The sequence below is a fragment of the Pseudomonadota bacterium genome, assembly GCA_018823135.1.
Classification (GTDB): domain Bacteria; phylum Desulfobacterota; class Desulfobulbia; order Desulfobulbales; family CALZHT01; genus JAHJJF01.
Map to the genome: position 1 here is coordinate 1 of JAHJJF010000017.1, position 20,618 is coordinate 20,618.

At 45.0% G+C, this 20,618-nt stretch carries 22 protein-coding genes; 20 read left to right on the plus strand and 2 right to left on the minus strand.

Annotated elements, in window-relative coordinates; all coding sequences use genetic code 11:
- Nucleotides 1-94 precede the first annotated feature (94 nt).
- From KKE17_01435 to rfbB, 5 genes are all read left to right on the plus strand, one after another.
- On the plus strand, nt 95-1,699 hold the full coding sequence (locus KKE17_01435; GenBank protein ID MBU1708643.1) for a glycosyltransferase family 39 protein: 1,605 nt from the start codon (nt 95-97) through the stop codon (nt 1,697-1,699).
- Between the two features lie 201 nt (nt 1,700-1,900).
- Nucleotides 1,901-2,779, plus strand: a complete 879-nt coding sequence (gene rfbA / locus KKE17_01440) for a glucose-1-phosphate thymidylyltransferase RfbA (GenBank protein MBU1708644.1) — start codon at nt 1,901-1,903, stop codon at nt 2,777-2,779.
- Nucleotides 2,776-3,324, plus strand: coding sequence for a dTDP-4-dehydrorhamnose 3,5-epimerase (rfbC, locus tag KKE17_01445; GenBank protein MBU1708645.1), 549 nt, complete (start codon nt 2,776-2,778; stop codon nt 3,322-3,324). Before rfbA ends, rfbC begins: the two co-directional genes overlap by 4 nt.
- Nucleotides 3,321-4,181, plus strand: coding sequence for a dTDP-4-dehydrorhamnose reductase (gene rfbD / locus KKE17_01450; protein ID MBU1708646.1), 861 nt, complete (start codon nt 3,321-3,323; stop codon nt 4,179-4,181). The genes rfbC and rfbD overlap by 4 nt, the downstream gene beginning before the upstream one ends.
- 7 nt (nt 4,182-4,188) lie before the next feature.
- Nucleotides 4,189-5,289: a dTDP-glucose 4,6-dehydratase gene (gene rfbB / locus KKE17_01455; GenBank protein MBU1708647.1), complete on the plus strand. Its 1,101-nt coding sequence runs from the start codon at nt 4,189-4,191 to the stop codon at nt 5,287-5,289.
- Between the two features lie 319 nt (nt 5,290-5,608).
- On the opposite strand, the gene KKE17_01460 is transcribed toward rfbB, so the two are convergent.
- Nucleotides 5,609-5,875 (minus strand): hypothetical protein, encoded by a 267-nt coding sequence (locus tag KKE17_01460; GenBank protein ID MBU1708648.1) that lies wholly within the window; start codon nt 5,873-5,875, stop codon nt 5,609-5,611.
- Nucleotides 5,876-5,987: 112 nt separating this feature from the next.
- On the opposite strand from KKE17_01460, the gene KKE17_01465 reads away from it, so the two are divergent.
- From KKE17_01465 to KKE17_01530, 14 genes are all read left to right on the plus strand, one after another.
- Nucleotides 5,988-6,719, plus strand: coding sequence for an O-antigen ligase family protein (locus KKE17_01465; GenBank protein MBU1708649.1), 732 nt, complete (start codon nt 5,988-5,990; stop codon nt 6,717-6,719).
- Between the two features lie 143 nt (nt 6,720-6,862).
- A complete protein-coding gene (gene msbA / locus KKE17_01470) occupies nt 6,863-8,554 on the plus strand; it encodes a lipid A export permease/ATP-binding protein MsbA (protein MBU1708650.1) in 1,692 nt (563 codons plus the stop codon).
- A 182-nt stretch (nt 8,555-8,736) separates the two neighbouring features.
- Nucleotides 8,737-9,570 (plus strand): hypothetical protein, encoded by an 834-nt coding sequence (locus KKE17_01475; GenBank protein MBU1708651.1) that lies wholly within the window; start codon nt 8,737-8,739, stop codon nt 9,568-9,570.
- A 23-nt stretch (nt 9,571-9,593) separates the two neighbouring features.
- The gene (locus tag KKE17_01480; protein ID MBU1708652.1) at nt 9,594-10,427 is read left to right on the plus strand and encodes a hypothetical protein; all 834 of its coding nucleotides are present in this window, start codon (nt 9,594-9,596) and stop codon (nt 10,425-10,427) included.
- On the plus strand, nt 10,427-11,239 hold the full coding sequence (locus KKE17_01485) for a putative sugar O-methyltransferase (protein ID MBU1708653.1): 813 nt from the start codon (nt 10,427-10,429) through the stop codon (nt 11,237-11,239). The genes KKE17_01480 and KKE17_01485 overlap by 1 nt, the downstream gene beginning before the upstream one ends.
- Before the next feature lie 46 nt (nt 11,240-11,285).
- Nucleotides 11,286-12,428 (plus strand): glycosyltransferase family 61 protein, encoded by a 1,143-nt coding sequence (locus KKE17_01490; GenBank protein MBU1708654.1) that lies wholly within the window; start codon nt 11,286-11,288, stop codon nt 12,426-12,428.
- A 250-nt stretch (nt 12,429-12,678) separates the two neighbouring features.
- Nucleotides 12,679-13,542, plus strand: a complete 864-nt coding sequence (locus KKE17_01495) for an alpha-1,2-fucosyltransferase (protein ID MBU1708655.1) — start codon at nt 12,679-12,681, stop codon at nt 13,540-13,542.
- Between the two features lie 74 nt (nt 13,543-13,616).
- Nucleotides 13,617-14,696, plus strand: coding sequence for a WavE lipopolysaccharide synthesis family protein (locus KKE17_01500; GenBank protein MBU1708656.1), 1,080 nt, complete (start codon nt 13,617-13,619; stop codon nt 14,694-14,696).
- 291 nt (nt 14,697-14,987) lie between these two features.
- Nucleotides 14,988-15,554: a hypothetical protein gene (locus tag KKE17_01505; GenBank protein MBU1708657.1), complete on the plus strand. Its 567-nt coding sequence runs from the start codon at nt 14,988-14,990 to the stop codon at nt 15,552-15,554.
- A 42-nt stretch (nt 15,555-15,596) separates the two neighbouring features.
- Entirely contained in the window at nt 15,597-16,232 is a 636-nt protein-coding gene (locus KKE17_01510; GenBank protein MBU1708658.1) for a hypothetical protein, read from the plus strand.
- Entirely contained in the window at nt 16,222-16,857 is a 636-nt protein-coding gene (locus tag KKE17_01515; protein MBU1708659.1) for an HAD family phosphatase, read from the plus strand. The genes KKE17_01510 and KKE17_01515 overlap by 11 nt, the downstream gene beginning before the upstream one ends.
- Nucleotides 16,854-17,591 (plus strand): glycosyltransferase family 2 protein, encoded by a 738-nt coding sequence (locus tag KKE17_01520; GenBank protein ID MBU1708660.1) that lies wholly within the window; start codon nt 16,854-16,856, stop codon nt 17,589-17,591. The genes KKE17_01515 and KKE17_01520 overlap by 4 nt, the downstream gene beginning before the upstream one ends.
- Nucleotides 17,592-17,621: 30 nt before the next feature.
- Complete coding sequence (locus KKE17_01525) at nt 17,622-17,954, plus strand: hypothetical protein (protein MBU1708661.1); 333 nt, start codon at nt 17,622-17,624, stop codon at nt 17,952-17,954.
- The gene (locus KKE17_01530; GenBank protein ID MBU1708662.1) at nt 17,951-18,676 is read left to right on the plus strand and encodes a glycosyltransferase family 2 protein; all 726 of its coding nucleotides are present in this window, start codon (nt 17,951-17,953) and stop codon (nt 18,674-18,676) included. The genes KKE17_01525 and KKE17_01530 overlap by 4 nt, the downstream gene beginning before the upstream one ends.
- Before the next feature lie 21 nt (nt 18,677-18,697).
- Here KKE17_01530 and KKE17_01535 read toward each other — a convergent pair whose 3' ends face one another.
- Complete coding sequence (locus KKE17_01535) at nt 18,698-19,612, minus strand: hypothetical protein (protein ID MBU1708663.1); 915 nt, start codon at nt 19,610-19,612, stop codon at nt 18,698-18,700.
- Between the two features lie 139 nt (nt 19,613-19,751).
- On the opposite strand from KKE17_01535, the gene KKE17_01540 reads away from it, so the two are divergent.
- A partial coding sequence (locus tag KKE17_01540) for a hypothetical protein (GenBank protein MBU1708664.1) occupies nt 19,752-20,618 on the plus strand: 867 nt, incomplete at its 3' end.

Here is a 20,618-nt window from a genome sequence, read left to right on the forward strand (position 1 = left end):
CTTTGGCAGTCACAGTTATGAGCTGTCCCAGATGATTACATTAACAAAGTGTTGTTGGTAGTTCCCTGCTGCACTTGGATTATGGTGAAATTGGATGAAATCAATTAAAGCCCGGTTAAATATTACTTCTTATCAAATTCCACCCACTGTTTTGTGTGTATTTATCATTTCTGTTTTTTCATTGTTCGGTTTTATTATCATGAGTCTTGCCACTAATAATGGTCTCGGTTTATCTGTTGATTCAATGAGTTATGTTGATTCGGCTCGAAACCTCCTGCAAGGAAAAGGATTTGCCAGCTTTTCAGGAAACGGCCATTTCCCTCCATTCTACCCAATGCTTCTTGCTGTATCTGGCATTTTTTTTAATAACATTTTGGATGGTGCCGCAATCTTGCACGCATTGCTCTTCTGTGTGAATATTGCCTTTGCTGGATACATTATGTTCAGAGAATCAGGAAACTCATTGATTGCCGCATGTTTAGCCTCAATAGTGATATTGACTTCTCCTACTATGCTTAATGTTCATTCAATGGCATGGTCAGAGCCACTTTTTTTGCTATTGAGTGTGGCTGGTTTATATTTGTTGTCGAACTATTTAAAGAGTTTCAAGAAGAAAACTTTAGCTGGGGCTGCTATTCTGACAGCATTGGCAGTTTTGACAAGGTATGCAGGAGTTGCAAATGTTGCTGCTGGTTGCGTTGCGATCATTTTTTTGTCGAGACAACAAACCAAACAAAAGGTGTTTGGCGTTCTTATTTTTAGTGTTCTTAGTGTGTTGCCTATCTCACTTTGGGTGTTTAAAAATTATCTGTTAGCCGGATCAGTGGTAAATAGGGGATTCAGTTTTCACCCCATAGATGCAAAGTACGTTACCGATGCTGTTTCTACGCTTGCGGCATGGTTCTATCTCCCGCCCGATACATTATTTTCTATTAAGTTGTGTTTTGTCTTGTTAATTATTGTTGTAGTCATAATAAGTGTTATTTTTTTATTCAGAAAGCAGACTAGAAATTTTTCAACAAAACAAAATCCTTCGTTTTCATATCTTCCTATTATCGCACTGATATTTTCTTTTAGCTATATACTTATGTTGTTCATTAACAGCACTTTTTTTGATGCCCATACACCGTTTGATGATCGTATCCTTTCTCCTTTGCTTTTAATTGGCTTTCTGGGCACACTTAATTGCATTTTGAGTTTGATTCGAGAATCCCCCCAAAGAATTGCCATTTTGTTTTATGTTTTTTTATCAGGTTTTGTGATGATGCAGTTTTTAACTACTACAGTTTTCCTTTCAGAAATTCATGCGGAAGGTAGAGGCTACGCCCGTAAGGATATAAAAGAATTAATAGTAATAAAGATGATTAAGTCTTTACCTTCAGGAACTCTCATCTATTCTAACGGCCCTGACGCTATGTTTTTTTTAACCGGAAGGGAAATCAAAATGATTCCATTAAAAGTTTCACCGACCACACGCCAGGCTAATGAGCATTTTGAAGATGAGTTGAAACGCATGTGGAAAAAAATTAATAATGAGTCTGGGATTCTGGTTATTTTGAATTTTATTGAATGGCGCTGGTATCTTCCAGATAAAAAAGAGCTAGAACAGAAACTTTCTTTGCAAATTCATTATCAGGGGCAAGATGGTACGATATACAAAGCTGACGCAAGCCCGTTTTTGGATGAAAGGCTGGATTAGTTAAGTAAGGTTGCCATCAAACAATTATGGCATTATCAGCCGGCCATTATTGCACAAAATATCCTACACTCAAAGGCAATTGGGATAATCCCTGATCGCCTTTTTTCATGCACTCCTGTCTTGCGACTTTCCGGTTCTGGGAGTATGTTGGAAGGACTATTAATCAGACGATAAAAGCATAATCGAAATACAGGGAAGACCATGAAGGGAATAATCCTTGCGGGTGGTTCAGGAACCCGCCTCTACCCGTTGACCAGATCGGTGAGCAAGCAGTTGATGCCGGTGTACGACAAGCCGATGATTTATTATCCGCTCTCTACGCTTATGCTTGCCGGGATCAGGGATATACTTGTCATCACCACCCCGGAAGATCAGGGGCAGTTCATGGAACTTCTTGAAGACGGCAGCAGTTGGGGAATATCCATTCAATATGCTGCGCAGCCGAAACCCGAAGGCCTGGCCCAGGCCTTTATAATCGGCAAAGAATTTATCGGCAACTCATCAGTCTGTCTTACCCTTGGGGATAATATTTTCTATGCCCAGGGTTTTTCCAGGAGTCTGCAGAAATGCTCCCAACTTGAAAAAGGCGCAATCGTTTTCGGATATTACGTGCGGGACCCCAGAAGATACGGGGTTGTGACTTTTGATGAAAAGGGCCAGGCAACTGATCTTGAGGAAAAGCCGCAAAACCCCAAATCAAATTATGCGATCACCGGGCTTTATTTCTACGATAACGATGTGGTCTCCATTGCCGAAAAAATCACCCCGTCTGTACGTGGTGAATTAGAGATAACTGACGTCAACCGCGAGTATCTCAGACGTGATAATCTGCGGGTTGAGATTCTTGGACGCGGCACGGCCTGGCTTGATACCGGCACCCATAATTCGTTGCTTGACGCGGCAAATTTTATCAAGGTCATGGAAGACCGTCAGGGCCTGAAAATCGCCTGTGTTGAGGAGATTGCCTTTCGGATGAAATTTATCAGCAGGGAGCAGCTTGAAAAACTTGCAGAACCCCTGAAAAACAGCGGCTACGGGGAATATCTGCTCAACATTCTTGCCGATGAAAGACGTCCATGAAATTTACTCCAACGAAGATCCCTGATGTCATCCTCATCGAGCCGCAGGTATTTGGCGACCAGCGCGGATTTTTTATGGAGACCTGGCAGGAAAAAAAGTTTGCCGAGGCCGGCATCCGTGCGGAAATTGTTCAGGATAATCACAGTATGTCAATCCAAGGCACCTTGCGGGGCCTTCATTATCAGATCAAACACTCTCAAGGTAAATTAATAAGAGTTATCAGTGGCGAGGTGTTTGATGTGGCGGTTGATCTGCGCAAAAGTTCTCCCACATTCGGTAAATGGGTGGGAAAAACGCTTACCGCTGCAAATAAAACCATGATGTGGGTGCCACCAGGCTTTGCTCACGGATTTTATGTGTTAAGTGAATCAGCGGAATTTCTTTATAAATGCACGGATTATTATGCCCCGGAGCATGAAAGGACTGTCCGCTGGGACGATAAGGATCTTGCTATCCCCTGGCCGTTGATTGACGGACGAACTCCGACCCTGTCTGAAAAGGACGCATCAGCCACGAACTTACAAGATGCGGAAGTGTATTTATGAAAATTTTAATCACCGGCGCCCAAGGGCAATTAGGCCGGGAGTTGCAACGGTCCGTTCCTGATTCCGTCGAGATTATTCCATTGAAACGCGAGGAACTCGATATCAGTGATGCGATGATGGTGCGACATACGATTACAAGTTTTAAGCCGCAGGTAATTATTAATGCTGCGGCTTACACCGCGGTTGATAAGGCGGAGGATGAATCGGATACTGCATACGCTATAAATGCCGACGGTCCTGCAAACCTTGCCAATATAGCCCTTGATCAAGGGATACGGTTGTTGCATATTTCCACTGATTTTGTTTTTGACGGAAAACAATCATCTCCCTATCGTTCTAAAGATACGCCTAACCCAAGCGGAGTCTACGGGGAAAGCAAGCATGAGGGTGAGCAGAATGTGCTTAATGCGCTGGGTGATAAGTGTGTTATAATCCGTACCGCATGGGTTTACTCCGCCTTTGGCAATAATTTTGTCAAGACCATGCTCAGGCTCATGAAGGAAAGGGATCATGTGGATGTTGTCTGTGATCAGATCGGCACACCGACCTGGGCTGGTGGTCTTGCTGAAGCCCTCTGGAAGATAGCGCAAAAGAATATAACCGGGATTTATCATTGGACCGATGCAGGGGTTGCCAGCTGGTATGATTTTGCCGTGGCAATCCAGGAAGAGGCGCTGAATATCGGTCTCCTTGAGAAAGCGGTGCCGATAAATCCAATCACCACAAAGGACTATCCCACAGCGGCGCCACGGCCGGCATACAGTGTGCTTGATAAATCGAGCTTATGGAAAGAACTCGGGGCTGCGGCACCTCACTGGCGTGAGAATTTACGGAAAATGCTCAGGGATTTAAAATAGTTATAATATGCATAAATTATTAGTCACAGGAGGCGCAGGTTTCATCGGCGCCAATTTTGTTCATTACTGGCTGGCAAACTATCCGGAAGACCGGGTAGTTGTGCTCGATGCACTGACCTATGCCGGAAACCTTGCAAGTCTTGCGGCGGCAGAAGGAAATTCACAGTACAGTTTTGTGCATGGAGACATCGGCGACCAGGCCCTGGTTGAAGACCTGCTTGGCAAGGAACAGATTGATACCATTGTCAATTTTGCCGCTGAATCCCATGTTGACCGATCGATTTCAGGCCCCGACCCTTTTATAACCACCAATGTGGTAGGCACCCATGCCCTGTTAAAGGCCGCAAAATCTGTATGGCTTGATGGTGAAGGAGGCGTGCCGCGTCATAGATTTCACCATGTTTCAACCGATGAGGTGTACGGATCGCTTAAGCCCGATGATTCGCCGTTTACCGAGGAAACGCCATATGCTCCGAGTTCGCCGTACTCGGCGAGCAAGGCATCATCCGACCATCTGGTGCGTGCATACCACCATACCTATGGGCTCCAGGTTACTACCAGTAATTGTTCCAACAACTACGGCCCCTGTCAATTTCCGGAAAAACTCATTCCGTTGATCCTTATCCATATTCTTGAAGGAAAGCCTTTGCCGATTTACGGCGATGGGCTCAATGTCCGCGACTGGCTGCATGTTGATGATCATTGCCTGGGTATCGACTTGATTCTCACGAAGGGAGATGTGGGCGAAGTATATAATATCGGCGGCAATAATGAATGGACGAATATTGATGTTGTGCGTGCTATCTGCGCAATTACCGACGATTGTTTTTCCCATGAGGAATCACTGGCTGGAAGGTTTCCTCTGTCACCTGCGTCCAACGGCCTGCCATCGGACTCATTGGTCCGGTATGTAAAGGATCGACCCGGCCATGACCGGCGGTATGCAATTGATGCATCAAAAGCCAGGGAGCAACTCGGCTACGAGCCTCTGGAGTCCTTTGAAACAGGGATCAGGAAGACAATCGAGTGGTATCTTGACAACGAAGCCTGGTGGCGTTCGGTTATGGACGGCAGCTACCGGGAGTGGACTGCGCAACAATATGGCTGAGAATGGCAGGGCGTTTGGCCCCCGGGTTGTCTCCGTTTCGAAGGTTTTGCTGTGGGATATCTTGCAAGCAGATTGGAAAAGTAGTACAGGTCTGAGGCGTCTGAAAAGAACAACACCCCTTCCCTGTGAAGAATCACCTGAAACCCCTTTAATGCGGATTAGCGAAATGGTTTTATGGTCCAGGTGTTAAAGGAACTCTGATGGTGTGGCAAGATATTCGAGATAAAATCAGTCTTCCTCTCATTGTTTCGATAATGTTGGGAATTTTTATATTTGTTAATCCATTCCCCCATAATAATACCACGAAGGAAGGCTGTTTTTACGGGGCTGTGATGATAACCGCCTGGTTGCTTTTTAAGCGCCGGATGACATTGCACTGGAAGTCGCCTCTGTCATTGCCCCTTCTCTTGTTCACCCTCTGGGCCGGATTGAGTGTTATCTGGTCTCTGGATAGAGGGAATACAATCCATGATTTTCGGGCTTTCTGGTTGGAATATGTGGTTTTGTATTTTTTGATTGTGAATTTTTTCAATTCACGAAAGAAGTTTGTTGTTCTTGCCTGGGTTTTTATTGCATCTTCCACCATTTTTTCAATCTGGCAGATCTGGAGTTTTTATTTTAAGGGGCAAGGGCAAAGATTTATAACGAAGCTTAGCACCGGTCTTCCCGCAGTGCCGGTAAACTGGATCGGATTCTTTGTGGTATTTGCAATCACATTGATTGGTATAGTTGTCTTTGATAGAAGCAGGGCAATTAGAAGTCGCGTTTTAGCTTCGTTTTGTTTTATTCCATTATTTCTGTTGATTTTTTCTACGCAGTCACGTGCAACATTTGGCGCTTTGATAGTCGGATTGGCAATAGTCTTTGCAAACCGCAAGAAAGTTTTTTTGTTTTTTCTGATAATTGTTGCAGTTGCGGTAATGTATAGTCCGGTTAAAAACCGGTTTTATGCAATGTATGATTCACCCCCGGATATACGGCTGGCCATGACCTTGACAGCTATCGAAGTCGTCAAGGATTATCCAATCACTGGAATTGGTTACGGTCATGGCATTTATTATTCAAAAATAGATGTAGACGGCTATTCCAACAGGCTTCCGGAAAGGTATAGGCCAAAAACCGCGCTTTATAAAGAACCTCATAATGGGCCGATAAATATCGCGGTTAAAACAGGTATTGTTGGTCTTGCCTTATACCTCGGCATTATTGTCATTTTTTTGAAAATATGTATTCATCTTGTCCGGGAGGGGAAGAGTTGGTTTGTTAAAAATTATGCCAGAGCCGTATTGGGTGGTTTTGTCTCTTTTCTGTTTACTGGTTTGTTTGAACCAGCCTATGCGTATGTGCCGACAGGTGTCTTTTTTTTGATATTGTCGATGGGGACAATATTGGACAGATTGAACAGAGAAGAAAATGAAGCAATAAAATGAGAGTTGCCGTGTTCTTTATGATCAGTTTGGCAAATGCAGGCCGTTTATCCTTGAATGATGAAGTATATGATCGGTTTCGGCTTTTTTAAAAATATTGGGTGCGAATTGTGAATGACTCGGATAAAAAATTATTTCATAGAATACTGGAACTTGTAAAGCCATATTGGTTTAAACTGGGAATTACCATGATCTGTATGGTGATTTTTGCCGGCTTGAGCACCACCCAGGCTTATATAATAAAACCCTTGCTTGATAAGATTTTTGTTGAGCAGGATGCCTCCATGTTAAAGATTTTGCCCCTTGCTCTGGTTCTGCTCTTTATCGTCAAGGGGATTTTTCAGTTTATTTATTCCTACATGATGGAGGAGGTCGGCTTTACCATCATCAAGAATCTCAGGGTTAAGCTCTTTGAACATGTCATGTGGCAACCCCTTCCTTTCTTTCATAAAAATTCTACCGGGGAGTTAGTTTCCCGCATTATGAATGATGTTGGATTGTTACAAAATGCGGTATCTTCAACCCTTGTAACAATTCTTCGTGATTTTTTCCGGGTTATCGGTTTGCTGGGCTATGTTCTCTATCAGGACTGGAAGCTGTCCCTTCTTTCTTTTATCTTTCTGCCGTTGACCTTTTATTCCATCACCATGTTTGGCAAGAGTTACCGAAGATATAGTATTAAGATGCAGGAGGCTATTGCCATGGCGTATTCAATCCTGAATGAAACTCTTGTGGGCAGTCGAATCGTCAAAGCGTTTACTAAAGAAAAATATGAGGTCGATCGTTTTGCTGTTAAACTCGATGAAGTCATTTATTTTACCCTGAAAGATGCGAAGATGCGCAGTTTTGCCAGACCATTGATGGAAGTCTTCGGTGGTTTGGGAATTGCCCTTATCATGTGGTACGGAGGCGGACAGGTCCTTAAGGGCGCTTCTACTCCAGGAACCTTTTTTTCTTTTCTGGCGGCGCTTGTGATGCTCTATGAACCGATTAAAAATCTGAGTGGGATGAACAATGCTATTCAGCAGGGGGCTGCTGCAGCTGAGAGAGTGTTTGCCGTGCTGGATATGCCGGGTGAAAGAGAAATGTCCAGCGGGACTGCCCTGATGCCTGACTCTGTTAAGCAGATTGAATTCCGGGATGTCAGTTTCAATTATGATGAACATGAAAATGTCTTAGAGGAGATCAACCTGACCGTAAAATGTGGTGAAATTGTCGCCATTGTCGGGATAAGCGGCGGCGGCAAAACCACCCTGGTCAATCTGGTGCCGAGATTTTATGATCTGGGGAAAGGCTCTATCCTGGTTAATGGTCAGGATATCCGTTCCATAACCCTCCAGTCTTTGCGGAGTAAAATTGCCATTGTCTCCCAGGAGACAATTCTTTTTAATGATACGGTCTACAAGAATATTGCCTACGGAGATATGGAGTGCACAGAGGATCAAGTAATCGCCGCCGCCGAGTCAGCCTATGCCCTTGATTTTATCAAGCAGCTTCCCGAAGGATTCGAAACCATCATCGGTGAATCTGGTTCAAGGTTGTCCGGAGGACAACGCCAACGGCTTTCCATTGCCAGGGCGCTGCTGAAAAACGCTCCCATTCTTATTCTTGATGAAGCGACTTCGGCGCTGGATACCGAAGCCGAGCGTGAAGTGCAGAAGGCCCTGGATAATCTTATGAAAAACAGGACGACCTTTGTTATTGCCCATCGTCTCTCAACAATTAAGAAGGCTGATCGTATTCTGGTTATTCAGGGCGGACGCATCGTCGAACAAGGCAGCCATGAGCAACTTCTTGAGAAAAAAGGGGTGTATGAACGTTTGCATAAGCTGCAATGATTGAATCAGGTAATTATCCGACTGGCTCCTGGGCAAATTTTTTTATAAACAACAAAAATCTCCTTATTGTCTTTTTAGTGAATCCATCAAAGATTCATATTCACAACAATATCTCCAGAGCAGGATATACAAAGAAACTGGCTCATCCAGGTTCATTGTTTTAATATGGATGGCAGGGAAAGATGACATCACAGAAAATCACATTTAATCTGAAAGACACCAGCTTTGCCCATGTGAAATGTACTGTTTCCAATAAGGAGTCGCAGTATGTCAATTGGGACCGGTCCTGCTCGGATAAAAGTCGTCCGACCTTTTATACCAATGAACAGATATTTGCATGCAATACCCCGAAGGAAATTTCGTATGGCCTGCTTTATGAGTCAAAGGCCCTGATCGGCAAGGTTTTTAAGAGAGCCCCGAAGGTAATGGATCAATTTCAGCAGATTTTCACCTATGATCCGAAATTATTGCGAATGAATCCTGAAGTTTTCAAGTTCGCGCCAGCCGGAGGGATCTGGATCGGTGAGGAATATGGCGGCGGCAGTTTTGGAATCAAACAGAAAAGTAAAATGGTTTCAATTATCTCGTCAAAAAAGCGGTCCTGCCGACTGCACCGATACCGTTATAACCTTGCCAGAAAACTTGAAAAACAGGGGATTGCCGATGTCTACGGTTTTGATAAGTGGGTGCATATTAATCAGACTCTGGATGATTATATGTATTCAATCATCATTGAAAATAATTCCATTGACAATTACTTCACTGAAAAGCTGATGAACTGCTTTGCGGTGGGCACTGTCCCCATATATCTGGGATGCACCAATATCGATAAATATTTTAATGAGCAGGGGATAATCCGGGTAAGTCGATGGACCAATATCAAGAAGATTATTAAAAATTTATCCCGCGAAGATTATAATTCCCGTCTTGAAGCCATGCAGGAAAATCTGGAATTATGCAGACAGTACGAAATTATTGAAGATTATATTGTTACAAATTATTTTCAGGAAAAATAAGGGAAGAGGATCAAGAAGGGATCATGCCGTTACTGCTTAAAACTGATATCGAGGGTAAAGTAGACAGGAAGATCCGAGGTCGCGTTGCCCGGGCCGGCGGCTCGGTTGGACAACTGGTCAATTACGCAAACTGCCGGGTTGAGGATATCAATATTCTTGACGGTGGTTTCGGCAATGTTTTGAAATTCGGATCCCTGTCGAATATACGAAAGGTCTTCAGAATACTCAGGAAATATCCGCAGCAGGAATTGGCCTTTTGGCGTCATGGCAGCGTCAGATCGCGAGACCGGAAAACCATAATCCTCGACCTGCATAACGCAGTGCAGGAGAAGCCCTTCCTTGAGGACCGTTATGAATGCTCGATTTCTTCAAATATGATCGAACATTCTCCGAATCCGATTTTTCTTCTTTTGAATTTTTATTATATCACTCAAAAGGATGGCTACCAGTATCATGCCATTCCTCATTATAAATATACCTATGACCGGTACCGTAAAACGACCAAGTTGGAACATCTGATTTCTGATTTTACAAATATGACTGACGTTGATGATCAGACACATAATGAAGATTACATCCAGTCGGCCGTTGTCAAGGACGGCTGGCAGCGGGATTTTCATAAAAGTTATCCGGTGAAATACCCATTCATTCATTTTCATGTATTTGATGAGAATATCGTGAAGGAGCTTTTTGAATATATGTTTGAAGATGTAACGAACGATATTTTGAGGACGGATGTTTTTTCTGATAATGTTGTGGTCTGCAGAAACAGCTTGAATCCTGATTTCCTTGCAGAACACCGACCGGCCTTGCTGGAACTTGGGATTATCCCCAAGGAAGAAGCTCAGGAGCTATAATGAGAAAATTTTTGAAAAAAATGTTGCAGAAAGTCGGGGCAAAACGCCAGAAGTCCAGCAGCCTTTCAGACAGTACGGCCTATAATGATTTCTGCCGTCTGGCAGGCACCGATGAAGGTCAATTTGCCAATTTCCGTCGTAATCCTGTTTATAATGAGATCCTTGAGCATATGACCGAGGAACAGGGGGCTGAATATCTTGATCTGGTTAAATCCGATGAAGATGTTTTCAGCAGAATAGAGGTGTTCCGGGAGAACGATAATTACGGCAACCCTCGGACTTTTTCTTATCCTGATATTGGTGTTTTTTCACCCACCACCTTGCGCTATATCAAGGTTCTTGCGGATCTCAAGTCACTTTTCGGCAGCCTTGATGATATGAGTATTTGTGAGATCGGCGTCGGATACGGCGGCCAGTGCCGGGTGATCAGCAGCTTTTTTTCACCTTCGCTTTATTGCCTGGTGGATATTGCACCGGCATTGATGCTTGCAGAAAAATATTTGAACAATTTTGATTGCGCATCAACCTGCACATTCCAACCTCCGGATATTGTCGAGACGAGACAGTATGATCTGCTGATCAGCAATTACGCCTTTACTGAGCTGAGAAGATCGATTCAGGACGCGTACCTTGAAAAAGTAATACTCCAGGCTGTCCGCGGCTATATCACCTATAACGATATTAATCCGCCCGATTATTTATCGTACAAAAAGGATGAATTGCTGGCGATGATTCCCGGATCACGGATTCTTGATGAAGTTCCTCTGACCCATTCCGGCAATTGCATTATTGTCTGGGGAGATTTGAGGTGATTGGTTGATTTTTTTTGTTCTCTCCGGGGAAATCTGATAGTTGCCAATGAAAGTTTTAAGCAAAATAGCAAAGTTTATCCATGATGCCAATGCATCCACAAAGACGGCATTAGGCGTGCCGTTGATTTTTGTCCAAAACCATCCCCAGATTGTAGACAGCACACTTATCCTGACCGCCGGCAGGTCAACCCATCGCAATCATTTCGAGGAAGAATTTTATGGTGATTCCAGTACTGTGGATTTCAGCCATCCGGAGCGGTTTGTTCATACCCTTGAGAACGTCTGGGTAACCGGTTCCGAAGGTCATGTCTTTTTTGATGCAAACACCATCTTGAACCTCTGTCCCTCATTGGAGGGAGTGTCTCCTAAAAAAATCAGGCGGCCGGTGAGTTTGTTGGCCGAGAGAGTCGATGATCCGGTTTTCATCCTGGCCGGCAGGGCACCGGGGAACCGGGCCCATTTCCTCATGGAGCATCTGCCCCGCCTGGTTGCATGTCTGGATTTTCTTAAACAACAAAAGGGCTGCAAAATTCTCGTCACTCCGGGGCATCGATCCTGGCAGCTCGGGTATCTTGAAAAGATCGGTATTCCTGCGTCAGATGTCATCGAAGGAAGTCAGGGCGCCGTATTCTGCAAGAAGGCCTTTTATATCCCATTATTGAGTGAAGGCGGCAGAGAGGTTATCTGCCAGGACAGGTATTACGAACAAATTCGAGAATTATTTGCTCCGGAGCAAAGGGAGCAGAAAACCGGGGCGCCGATATTTTTAAGCAGGCAGGATGCCGCGACCCGCAGGCTGATCAACGAAGATGCAGTCTTTGGAATTGCTGCGGAATTTTTTCCGGGGATGAAACGGATCACCATGTCCGGTTTGTCCCTTGAAGAACAACTTGGGTTATTACAACAGGCGCCGGTGATCATCGGTCCCCATGGACAACCTTTTCGCTACGCACTGTTCTGCAAAAATTCTCTGATTATTCAACTGGTGCCCGGAGAACGGACAAGCACCAATGAATATCATCTCTGGGCCCGTAATTTTAACAGTATCGGTGTATCGGCAGGCAGCACCTGTATTTCAATATATAATGAAGAAAACCTGGAATCAGGGGCTGCGGACTGGGAGTACAAAGAAGAAAAATTGATCGATGACCTGAGCCGGGTTGTTGCCCTTCATAAGACCTCAAAATAATACATGGCCCTATACTATTTTCAGAATGAGTGAAATAACTGTGCTGTTTTATGAATCCTTTCGGCTCATATGCTTCGGCTTTTCCGAACTTCTTCGCTGGCCGACGAAATCCCGCTTCCTGCGGGTTCGTCGATGCGTGACTTCCTGTCACGCACCCTTCGGGCCTGATCGCTTCGAAATTCGGGCCGGGCGCAAGTGGCCGCAAGAATTTCATGAAAAAGCTGCGAATACTTAAGAGTCACAAAAAAATATGATGAATTTCTTTCAAAACAAAAAAGGCAAATTAATTGCCAGAGTTTACGGGGGGCTGGGGAATCAGCTCTTCATGTATGCTGCCGCCAAACGGCTTGCCTTGAAAAATAATATACCGCTGAAACTCGATATTCATTCAGGCTTTGAGGATGATCCGTTTAACCGTGATTATTGCCTGCGCCATTTTGATGTCCATGAAGAAATTGCCGACCCCCGAGAATCCTTTGTTGCCGATAATGGTGAAAAGCGGCGGTATCATGCCAGAAAAATCAACCGCTTCCTGCCGTACCGGATGAAGACTTATATTGAGCAGCAGGAGGCTTTTGAATCCAGATTGCTGGATTTGCGTGTCTCTGGGCAGCTGTATCTGCAGGGATATTGGCAGGATGAACGGTATTTTGCCGATATTGAGCAGGTCATCCGCCGGAGTTTTACAATAACCGTTCCCCATGACGAAGAAAATAAGCTGATAGCCCAAAAGATCAAAGGGGAAAATGCCGTCTGTCTGCATGCAAGGAGACAGAATTATGTCCATGCCCTGCCGGTGGAATATTATCAGAAGGCCATTGCATATATCGTAGAGCGGGTTGAAGATCCTCATTTTTATTGTTTTTCGGACGATCCGGCCTGGTTTAATACCTTGAAGCTCCAGCATCCTTTCACAATAATCTCCCATAACAGCGAAGAGAAAAATTATGAGGATTTATGGCTCATGCAGCAGTGCCGGCATTATATCATCGCCAACAGCACCTTCAGCTGGTGGGGCGCATGGTTGAATCCCGATCCGGGAAAAATAGTCGTCGCTCCGGCTCAATGGGGGTATGATACGGCAATTCCGGATAGCTGGGTTGCCATGGAATAAAGCGGTTTCAGGAAGAGTTGTATCAAGGATATCGGGCGGCAGGCTGCCAACGGACAAAAAAGATCTGAACGAATATGTTTAAGAAAATCATCCAGGAAAAAAACAGGGCCGTCTCCCGTCTCTCACTGAAGATTATTAAGAGATTTCTTAAAGGTGTCAGGAGTGAGGACAATGAGGCGCTTATTAGTGCGATGGCGGAGGTGTTTCATGCCCGGCATAAGCAATTTGCCACCTTTCATTTTCGCCCGGAATCATCCTCAGAGATTGCTACATGGTCTGATCAGAATGCCTCCACCCGAAGATTGGGCATCGTCTTGCAGGGGCCATTGCTCAAAACCGACGATTTTACTTTTGAAACGGTGAAACTGTATCGAAAACATTTCCCTGATACCGTTATCATCATCTCCACCTGGGAGGCTGAAGATCCGGTAATCCTTAAAAATCTAGAAGCCTTGGGGGCAGTGGTTGTAACGAGCAGAACCCCGGAAAATCCCGGTCCCTCGCACATTAATTTCCAGATAGTCTCTTCCCTGGCAGGGGTGAAAAAGGCCAAAGAGCTTGATCTGCAGTATGTGCTGAAAAGTCGCACCGACCAACGGTTTTATATGCCCAATGTCGATGTTTTTCTGATCAATATGCTGCAAAATTTTCCGGCAACGGGCAATTACCGGCAGGAACAACGGATATTGGGATTAAGCCTCAACACCTTCAAGTATCGAATGTATGGCATCTCCGATATGTTTATCTTCGGTACCGTCGCCGATATGCTCAATTATTGGGATTGTCCCCATGACCGGCGCCCGCCTTCAGGAGTTTCTGAAAGGACTATGTATGATCATGCCCGGGCGGCAATCTGTGAAGTCTATCTGGCAACCCAGTATCTTCAAAAAATTGGCTTTGATCTCAAGTGGACCCTGGCTGACAGCTGGAAGGCCTTTGCTGAAAGTTTTGTAATTATTGACAGGGAGAATATCGATCTGTACTGGCCGAAATACTCGAAGATGGAATACTGGCATCAAGCCTATGATCATATTCGTACCGATCGTGAATTGTCTTTTCGCGAATGGCTCAACCTGTATAGTAACCTGGGCGAGATAACGGTTACCGACAAGCATCTTCAACTTAATCTGCAGGATATTCTTCCCCCGGAATGAACTGGACAGGCAAAGCGTAACCAATTTCCAACGGCTCGGCAGAGCAGATTTTCAGCCGCGGCATATATAATCACGGGGAATATCCAGGCCTGATGACCTCCATGCAGAGTTTTCGTGTTCAGAGAAGGCGACTGAGGAATTATTGTAAATACCTGTGGCACCGACCCAGGGTATTGGCGCGGGTAGCATGTCTCGGCAAGGAGGTGTCATCAGCTTCACTGGGATGCCGGACTGATCAACCACCAGAAATCACGCATCGATCATTTGCTGGAGTTGGAGGATGGCTCTGGGTTGAAATTAAAGCCAGATCGGGTTGAGAGGAATCTTGAGCGCCGGGATATCGTGCCATTTCTCATTGACCAAAAATATGATATTTTTTCCTACCCGAGACCGGATATCCTGTTTATGGATTCATTCAGTGAACTGACTGATCAGTGTTTCAGAAATCGGCAGCAGAAATGGTGTTTTTACGCGCATTATTCTGACATCCGCCATTCCGATGAATTTGACCGGGAGTATGAATCATTGGGATTGTTGCCGGTGGAAGATTTGTTTTCAATGTATCAGGCCTTTTTTGAAAAAGTGGCAAAGGTGTTTCCCGGGGTGCCGGTTATTTTTCTTCATTATCCTGTGGAGCTTGAAGCAAGAGAAAAATTTCGGCATCGAGGGCAGAAGATTAAAGAAATTGTTGAAAATCTTTGCTCACGGCATGGAATGCTCCATTCTGTCTCGGTTGATGAATCGCTGGTGGCAAGGCCGGAAAATTGTATTGATGAACTCAAGGATTTCCCTTATCATTACAATGGGTTGACTTATGGCGACTTGGTCGGGAAAATTTCGAGGCTGGGTCTGGTTTGAAAGCGGTTATAGCTTCATTTTTACTTTAATTGGTGTGTTTTTATGATTATTCTCTCCCATCGTGGATACTGGAAAGAAGTCTCTGAAAAGAATACGGCTGTGGCTTTTGAGCGTTCTTTTTCCCTTGGTTTCGGCACCGAAACCGATGTCAGGGACCTGAATGGCGAACTGGTCATTTCCCATGATCCGCCGGTAGGAGACTGCTTTTCAGTGGATAATCTGTTCGAAATATACACGAGCTTTGATACCGATCTTTATCTTGCCCTGAATATCAAGGCCGATGGCCTCCAGGAAAAACTGCAACAGAAACTTAAGCATTACGGTATATCAAATTATTTCGTATTTGACATGTCGGTGCCGGATGCCCTGGGATATTTCAAGAATGGTCTCAAGGCCTTTACCCGCCAGAGTGAGTATGAAACCATCCCGTCGTTTTATGAACGGGCCGAAGGTGTCTGGCTCGATGAGTTCCACTCCCACTGGATAGATCGAGACCTTCTTGCCTCACATCTCCAAAGTGGTAAAAAAGTATGCATTGTTTCCCCTGATCTGCATGGCAGAGAATATCTTGTTGAATGGCAGGATTATAAAAATATTCTTGCCGATTCCGGCAGGGGGGATATCATGCTCTGCACAGATTATCCGGAAACAGCCAAGGAGTTTTTTTATGGCAACTAAAATTAAAGCAATCGTCTTTGATATGGACGGCGTCCTCATCGAAGCCAAGGACTGGCACTATGACGCCCTGAACCGGGCCCTGGGTCTTTTCGGCATGGAGATCAGTCGTTACGATCATCTGGTTACCTATGATGGCCTGCCCACCAGGAAAAAGCTGGAAATGCTCAGCCTCGAGCAGGGATTGCCCCGCCCGCTCCATGAATTCATCAATGATATCAAACAGCAATACACCATGGAAATTGTCCATGCCAAATGCAAGCCGACTTTCTTTCATGAATATGCCCTGGCAAAATTGAAAAATGACGGCTACCGCATGGCTGTGGGTTCCAACTCGGTGCGCCAGTCGGTGGAGGTGATGCTGGCCAAGGCCAATATCATGCATAATTTTGAATTTGTTCTTTCAAACGAGGACGTGGTCAAAGGAAAGCCTGATCCTGAAATGTATATTACCGCAATTGAGCGGCTTCGGGTTTCACCAAAGGAATGTCTGATCATTGAAGACAATGAAAAAGGCCTCAAGGCTGCCTATGCCAGCGGCGCCCATGTCATGAAAGTTGATACGGTTGAGGATGTGAACTATGTTAATATAACCCAGACCATTGCAGAGATTGAGGGTGCACAATGATAAATATATTGCTGCCCATGGCCGGCGGGACGCCATATTTTGACCAGGCGGAATATCCCTTTCCCAAGCCTTTGATTGAGATTGGCAATACGCCAATCATTCAGAAGGCGATTCAATATCTGGAAAGAATTTCAGGAGATAAAAGATTCATTTTTCTCGTACAGGGAGATGACTGCAGCAAGTTTCATCTCGATAGCGTCCTCAAGCTCCTCACCGACGGGCAGGGGGTTATTATCAAAATGACCAAGGAAACCAGGGGGGCGGCATGCAGCGCGCTCATGGCCATTGACCACATTAATAATGACGAGCCGCTGTTGATCATGAACTATGATCAGATAATCGAAGAGGATATCAACACCATCCTCTCATTTTTTCAGGACAACCAGTACGATGCCGGGGTGGTGACCTTTGAAACCATCCATCCCCGATGGTCCTATGTACGCCTTGATAATGCCGGAAATGTGGTTGAAGCTGCGGAAAAAAGGCCGATCAGCAAGAACGGCATTGCCGGTTGTTATTATTTTAGAAAAGGGTCTGATTTTGTTGATGCGGTGATGAAAATGATCAGGAAGGATTCCATGGTCAACGGCAGTTTCTATGTTGCGCCGTGTCTGAATGAGATGGTTCTGGCCAACCGGAAAATCGGCATTTACCCAATAGATATTGATTCATTTCATACCTTCTACACGCCGCAGAAGATCAAAGAATATGAAGAAAAAATTCGAAAAGCCTGAATTTTCCCGGCTGCTCCCAAAGGATTGCTGATGAAAAAAGCCCGCTTGAACGATATGACCAACGGCTGGTATGTGGGGAATTTTGAGCCCACACTTTTCAAGACCAATGCTGTTGAGGCGGCAATCAAAACCTATCAGGCCGGCGATCACGAGGATCGCCATTATCATAAAATAGCCACGGAAATAACCACCATTGTTTCAGGTAAAGTCCGGATGAACGATATCGAGTACCTTGCTGGTGATATTATCGTCATCGCCCCCAATGAGTCGACGGATTTTTTCGCTCTTGAGGACACGGTCACCTCCGTTGTCAAGATCCCTGGCGCCAATAACGATAAATATCTGGGAGAAGCAGAAAAATGAATATAGTTATCCCCATGGCCGGAGCCGGAAGCCGTTTTGTCAAGGCCGGTTTCAAGACCCCGAAACCGTTCATTGAAGTGGGCGGGGTGCCGATGATCGTCCGGGTTCTTGAGAATTTAAAATATCCTGGGGCGCATTATTATCTTATCTGCCGCCGGGGGCATCTTGAGCAGGAAAAGGCCCTGGTTGAACAGATTTCTGCGCAATACAATGCAACGTTCATCCCCATTGACAAACTCACCGAAGGCACGGCCTGTACGGTCCTCTACGCCAGGGAGCATATCAACAATGACCAGCCGTTGTTGATTGCCAATTCCGATCAGATTGTCGACATGGATATAGCCGCGTACATTGATGACTGCCTGGAGAGAAAACTTGACGGTTCAATCCTTACCTTTATTGACAAACACCGGGACCCTAAATGGTCTTTTGCCAAGATTGACCAGCAGGGCCATGTGGTTGAAGTCAAAGAAAAAGTGGTGATCTCAGACTATGCCACCGTTGGCATCTATCTTTTTTCAAAGGGCAGGGATTTTGTCGATGCGGCCATCGACATGATCATCGAAAATGATCGGGTCAACGGCGAATTCTACACCTGCCCGACCTATAATTATGCGGTGCGGAATCAGAAAAAGATCGGCATCTATAATATTGAATTTGAGGAGATGCATGGTTTGGGCACACCGGAAGATCTGGATCTCTACCTGGAATTCCTCAAATAGATCGCACTGCCCAGAACGCCGTCATTTCTTGAATGAAAGAAATCCCAGAGCTCGCAGAAATTCATGGAAATGTTTCTTCAGCCGCTCAGAGGTTTTCTTTTTTTCCCGGATCAGGGCCCAGTTGGATTGCATACATATTCCATGATAGTTTTTGGCAATGGAATATTCACTCTCTCCCTGCATCTGGGAAATATAGAAATCATCTGCATAGAGGAAAGTTTTAAAAAGAAATGGCCGCGGGTGGATGGGGATAATCTTGCTTGCGTGGAGGTATTCTCCATAAATCTGGGTTTCACAGGGGTAATCGTTAAGAAATTCGTAGATGTTTTTGCCGATATTTTTCAAGTGGTCATTGTTGAAGGATTCAAGAACCGCAACCGACCACATGATCGGCATAGCGCTTGCAAATTTCAGCAATGGTTTTGAGTTGCCGAAATACTTTTGAAATTTCAAAATCAGCGTCTCATCATCATGAATCCGCCGCTCACGGATTTTGCTGGGGACATACGCCATTCGTTTCAGTTCTTCCTCAGGGTTGTATTCTTTCTGGAAAATATAAGGCGTGCCGCTCTCATGGAAAAATTCGTTTTTGCCGAAGTCTTTCAAAAAGTATGAATCGGAGTCGATCCACAGATAATTTTCACAGAGCCCCAGTTGCCAGAATTCCAGTTTGATGAGTTGCTGGAGTAAATGCTGCGGGTAGATTTTTGGCAGAGGGCCATTTTTTTTTGCTGATTCGGCAAGAATGCTCTCGTCGGTATAAAAGGAACAGGGTATGTTAGCGAAGCATTTCTGGAAGGCCTTGAGGTCCTTTTCCGGGACAGACAGGATCAAGGGGATTTTATCGGAATTAAACCGCATGACACTGTCCGCCATTCTTCTGGCGCGAAGCATGTCCCGGTCATATGATTTGCAGAAAAGTACGAGTTCGTGCATGGTATTCCCATGGATTATTTTAATGGTTGAAGAAGACTTATAATCTATTGCATTTGCAGATATTTATCAATGTCGTTGCTGCAGCTGGATAAATGTCTGGTTTGATTAATTAAAAAGCAGTCTGTGCAGATCGACTTTAGTGACTATGGAAAACACTGAAAATAAGTGCTGGTTTATTCTGGCTCACTGCTTCAATATGGACGGACGCGCCGCAAGCCAGACGATTACCGACCGTATCCCGTACTTTCTTGAAAAGGGTATTTCCCCTGTGGTCTTGAGTGCTCCAACCGGGCGACGGGACCATCGTTTTCCGCATTATCAGGTGTTTTCGGCATTCCCCTCCGGGCTGTTGTTTGAAGGGCGGCATATTATTTCCCGGAAATTTAAAACGAAAATTACCCAAAAAATTCTCAAATCGCTCCTGACCCTGGTGCTTCTGCCGTTTTACCTCCTTGAGGTTCTGATCATTCATTTTGACAGTCAATGGTCCTGGTTTATAAGCGCCGCAGTCAAAGGATGTGGGATTGTCCGCAAACATAAACCGGGCCTTTTGTATTCCACCGCCGGTCCGCCAAGTACGCATCTGGCGGCTTTTTTGCTGAAGAAAATATATGGGTTGCCCTGGCTTGCCGAGATCCATGATCCGCTCATCTATGATAAGGAACCTCGGAAATTGCAATACCATTATTTTAAGAAATGGCTTGAAGGAATAATCTGCCGCCATGCCGATGCAGTGATCTATTTTACCGACCGGGCCCTGGAATGTGCCCAGCAGAGGAATAATTTCAAATGTAAAGGCCATGTCTTGCGACCGGGCGCCGAACCTCCCGCATTTTCTGAGGTGCAATACCTGAAAAGGGATACTATCCACTTCGGTCATTTCGGGTCGCTTGCAGCGAATAGAAACCTGAAAATGTTCTTTCAGGCGATTTTTGAGTTGGTTGAAGAAAATCCGCCATGGCAGGATTTCATCTGTGTCGATATCTATGGGGCAGAACTCGATTCC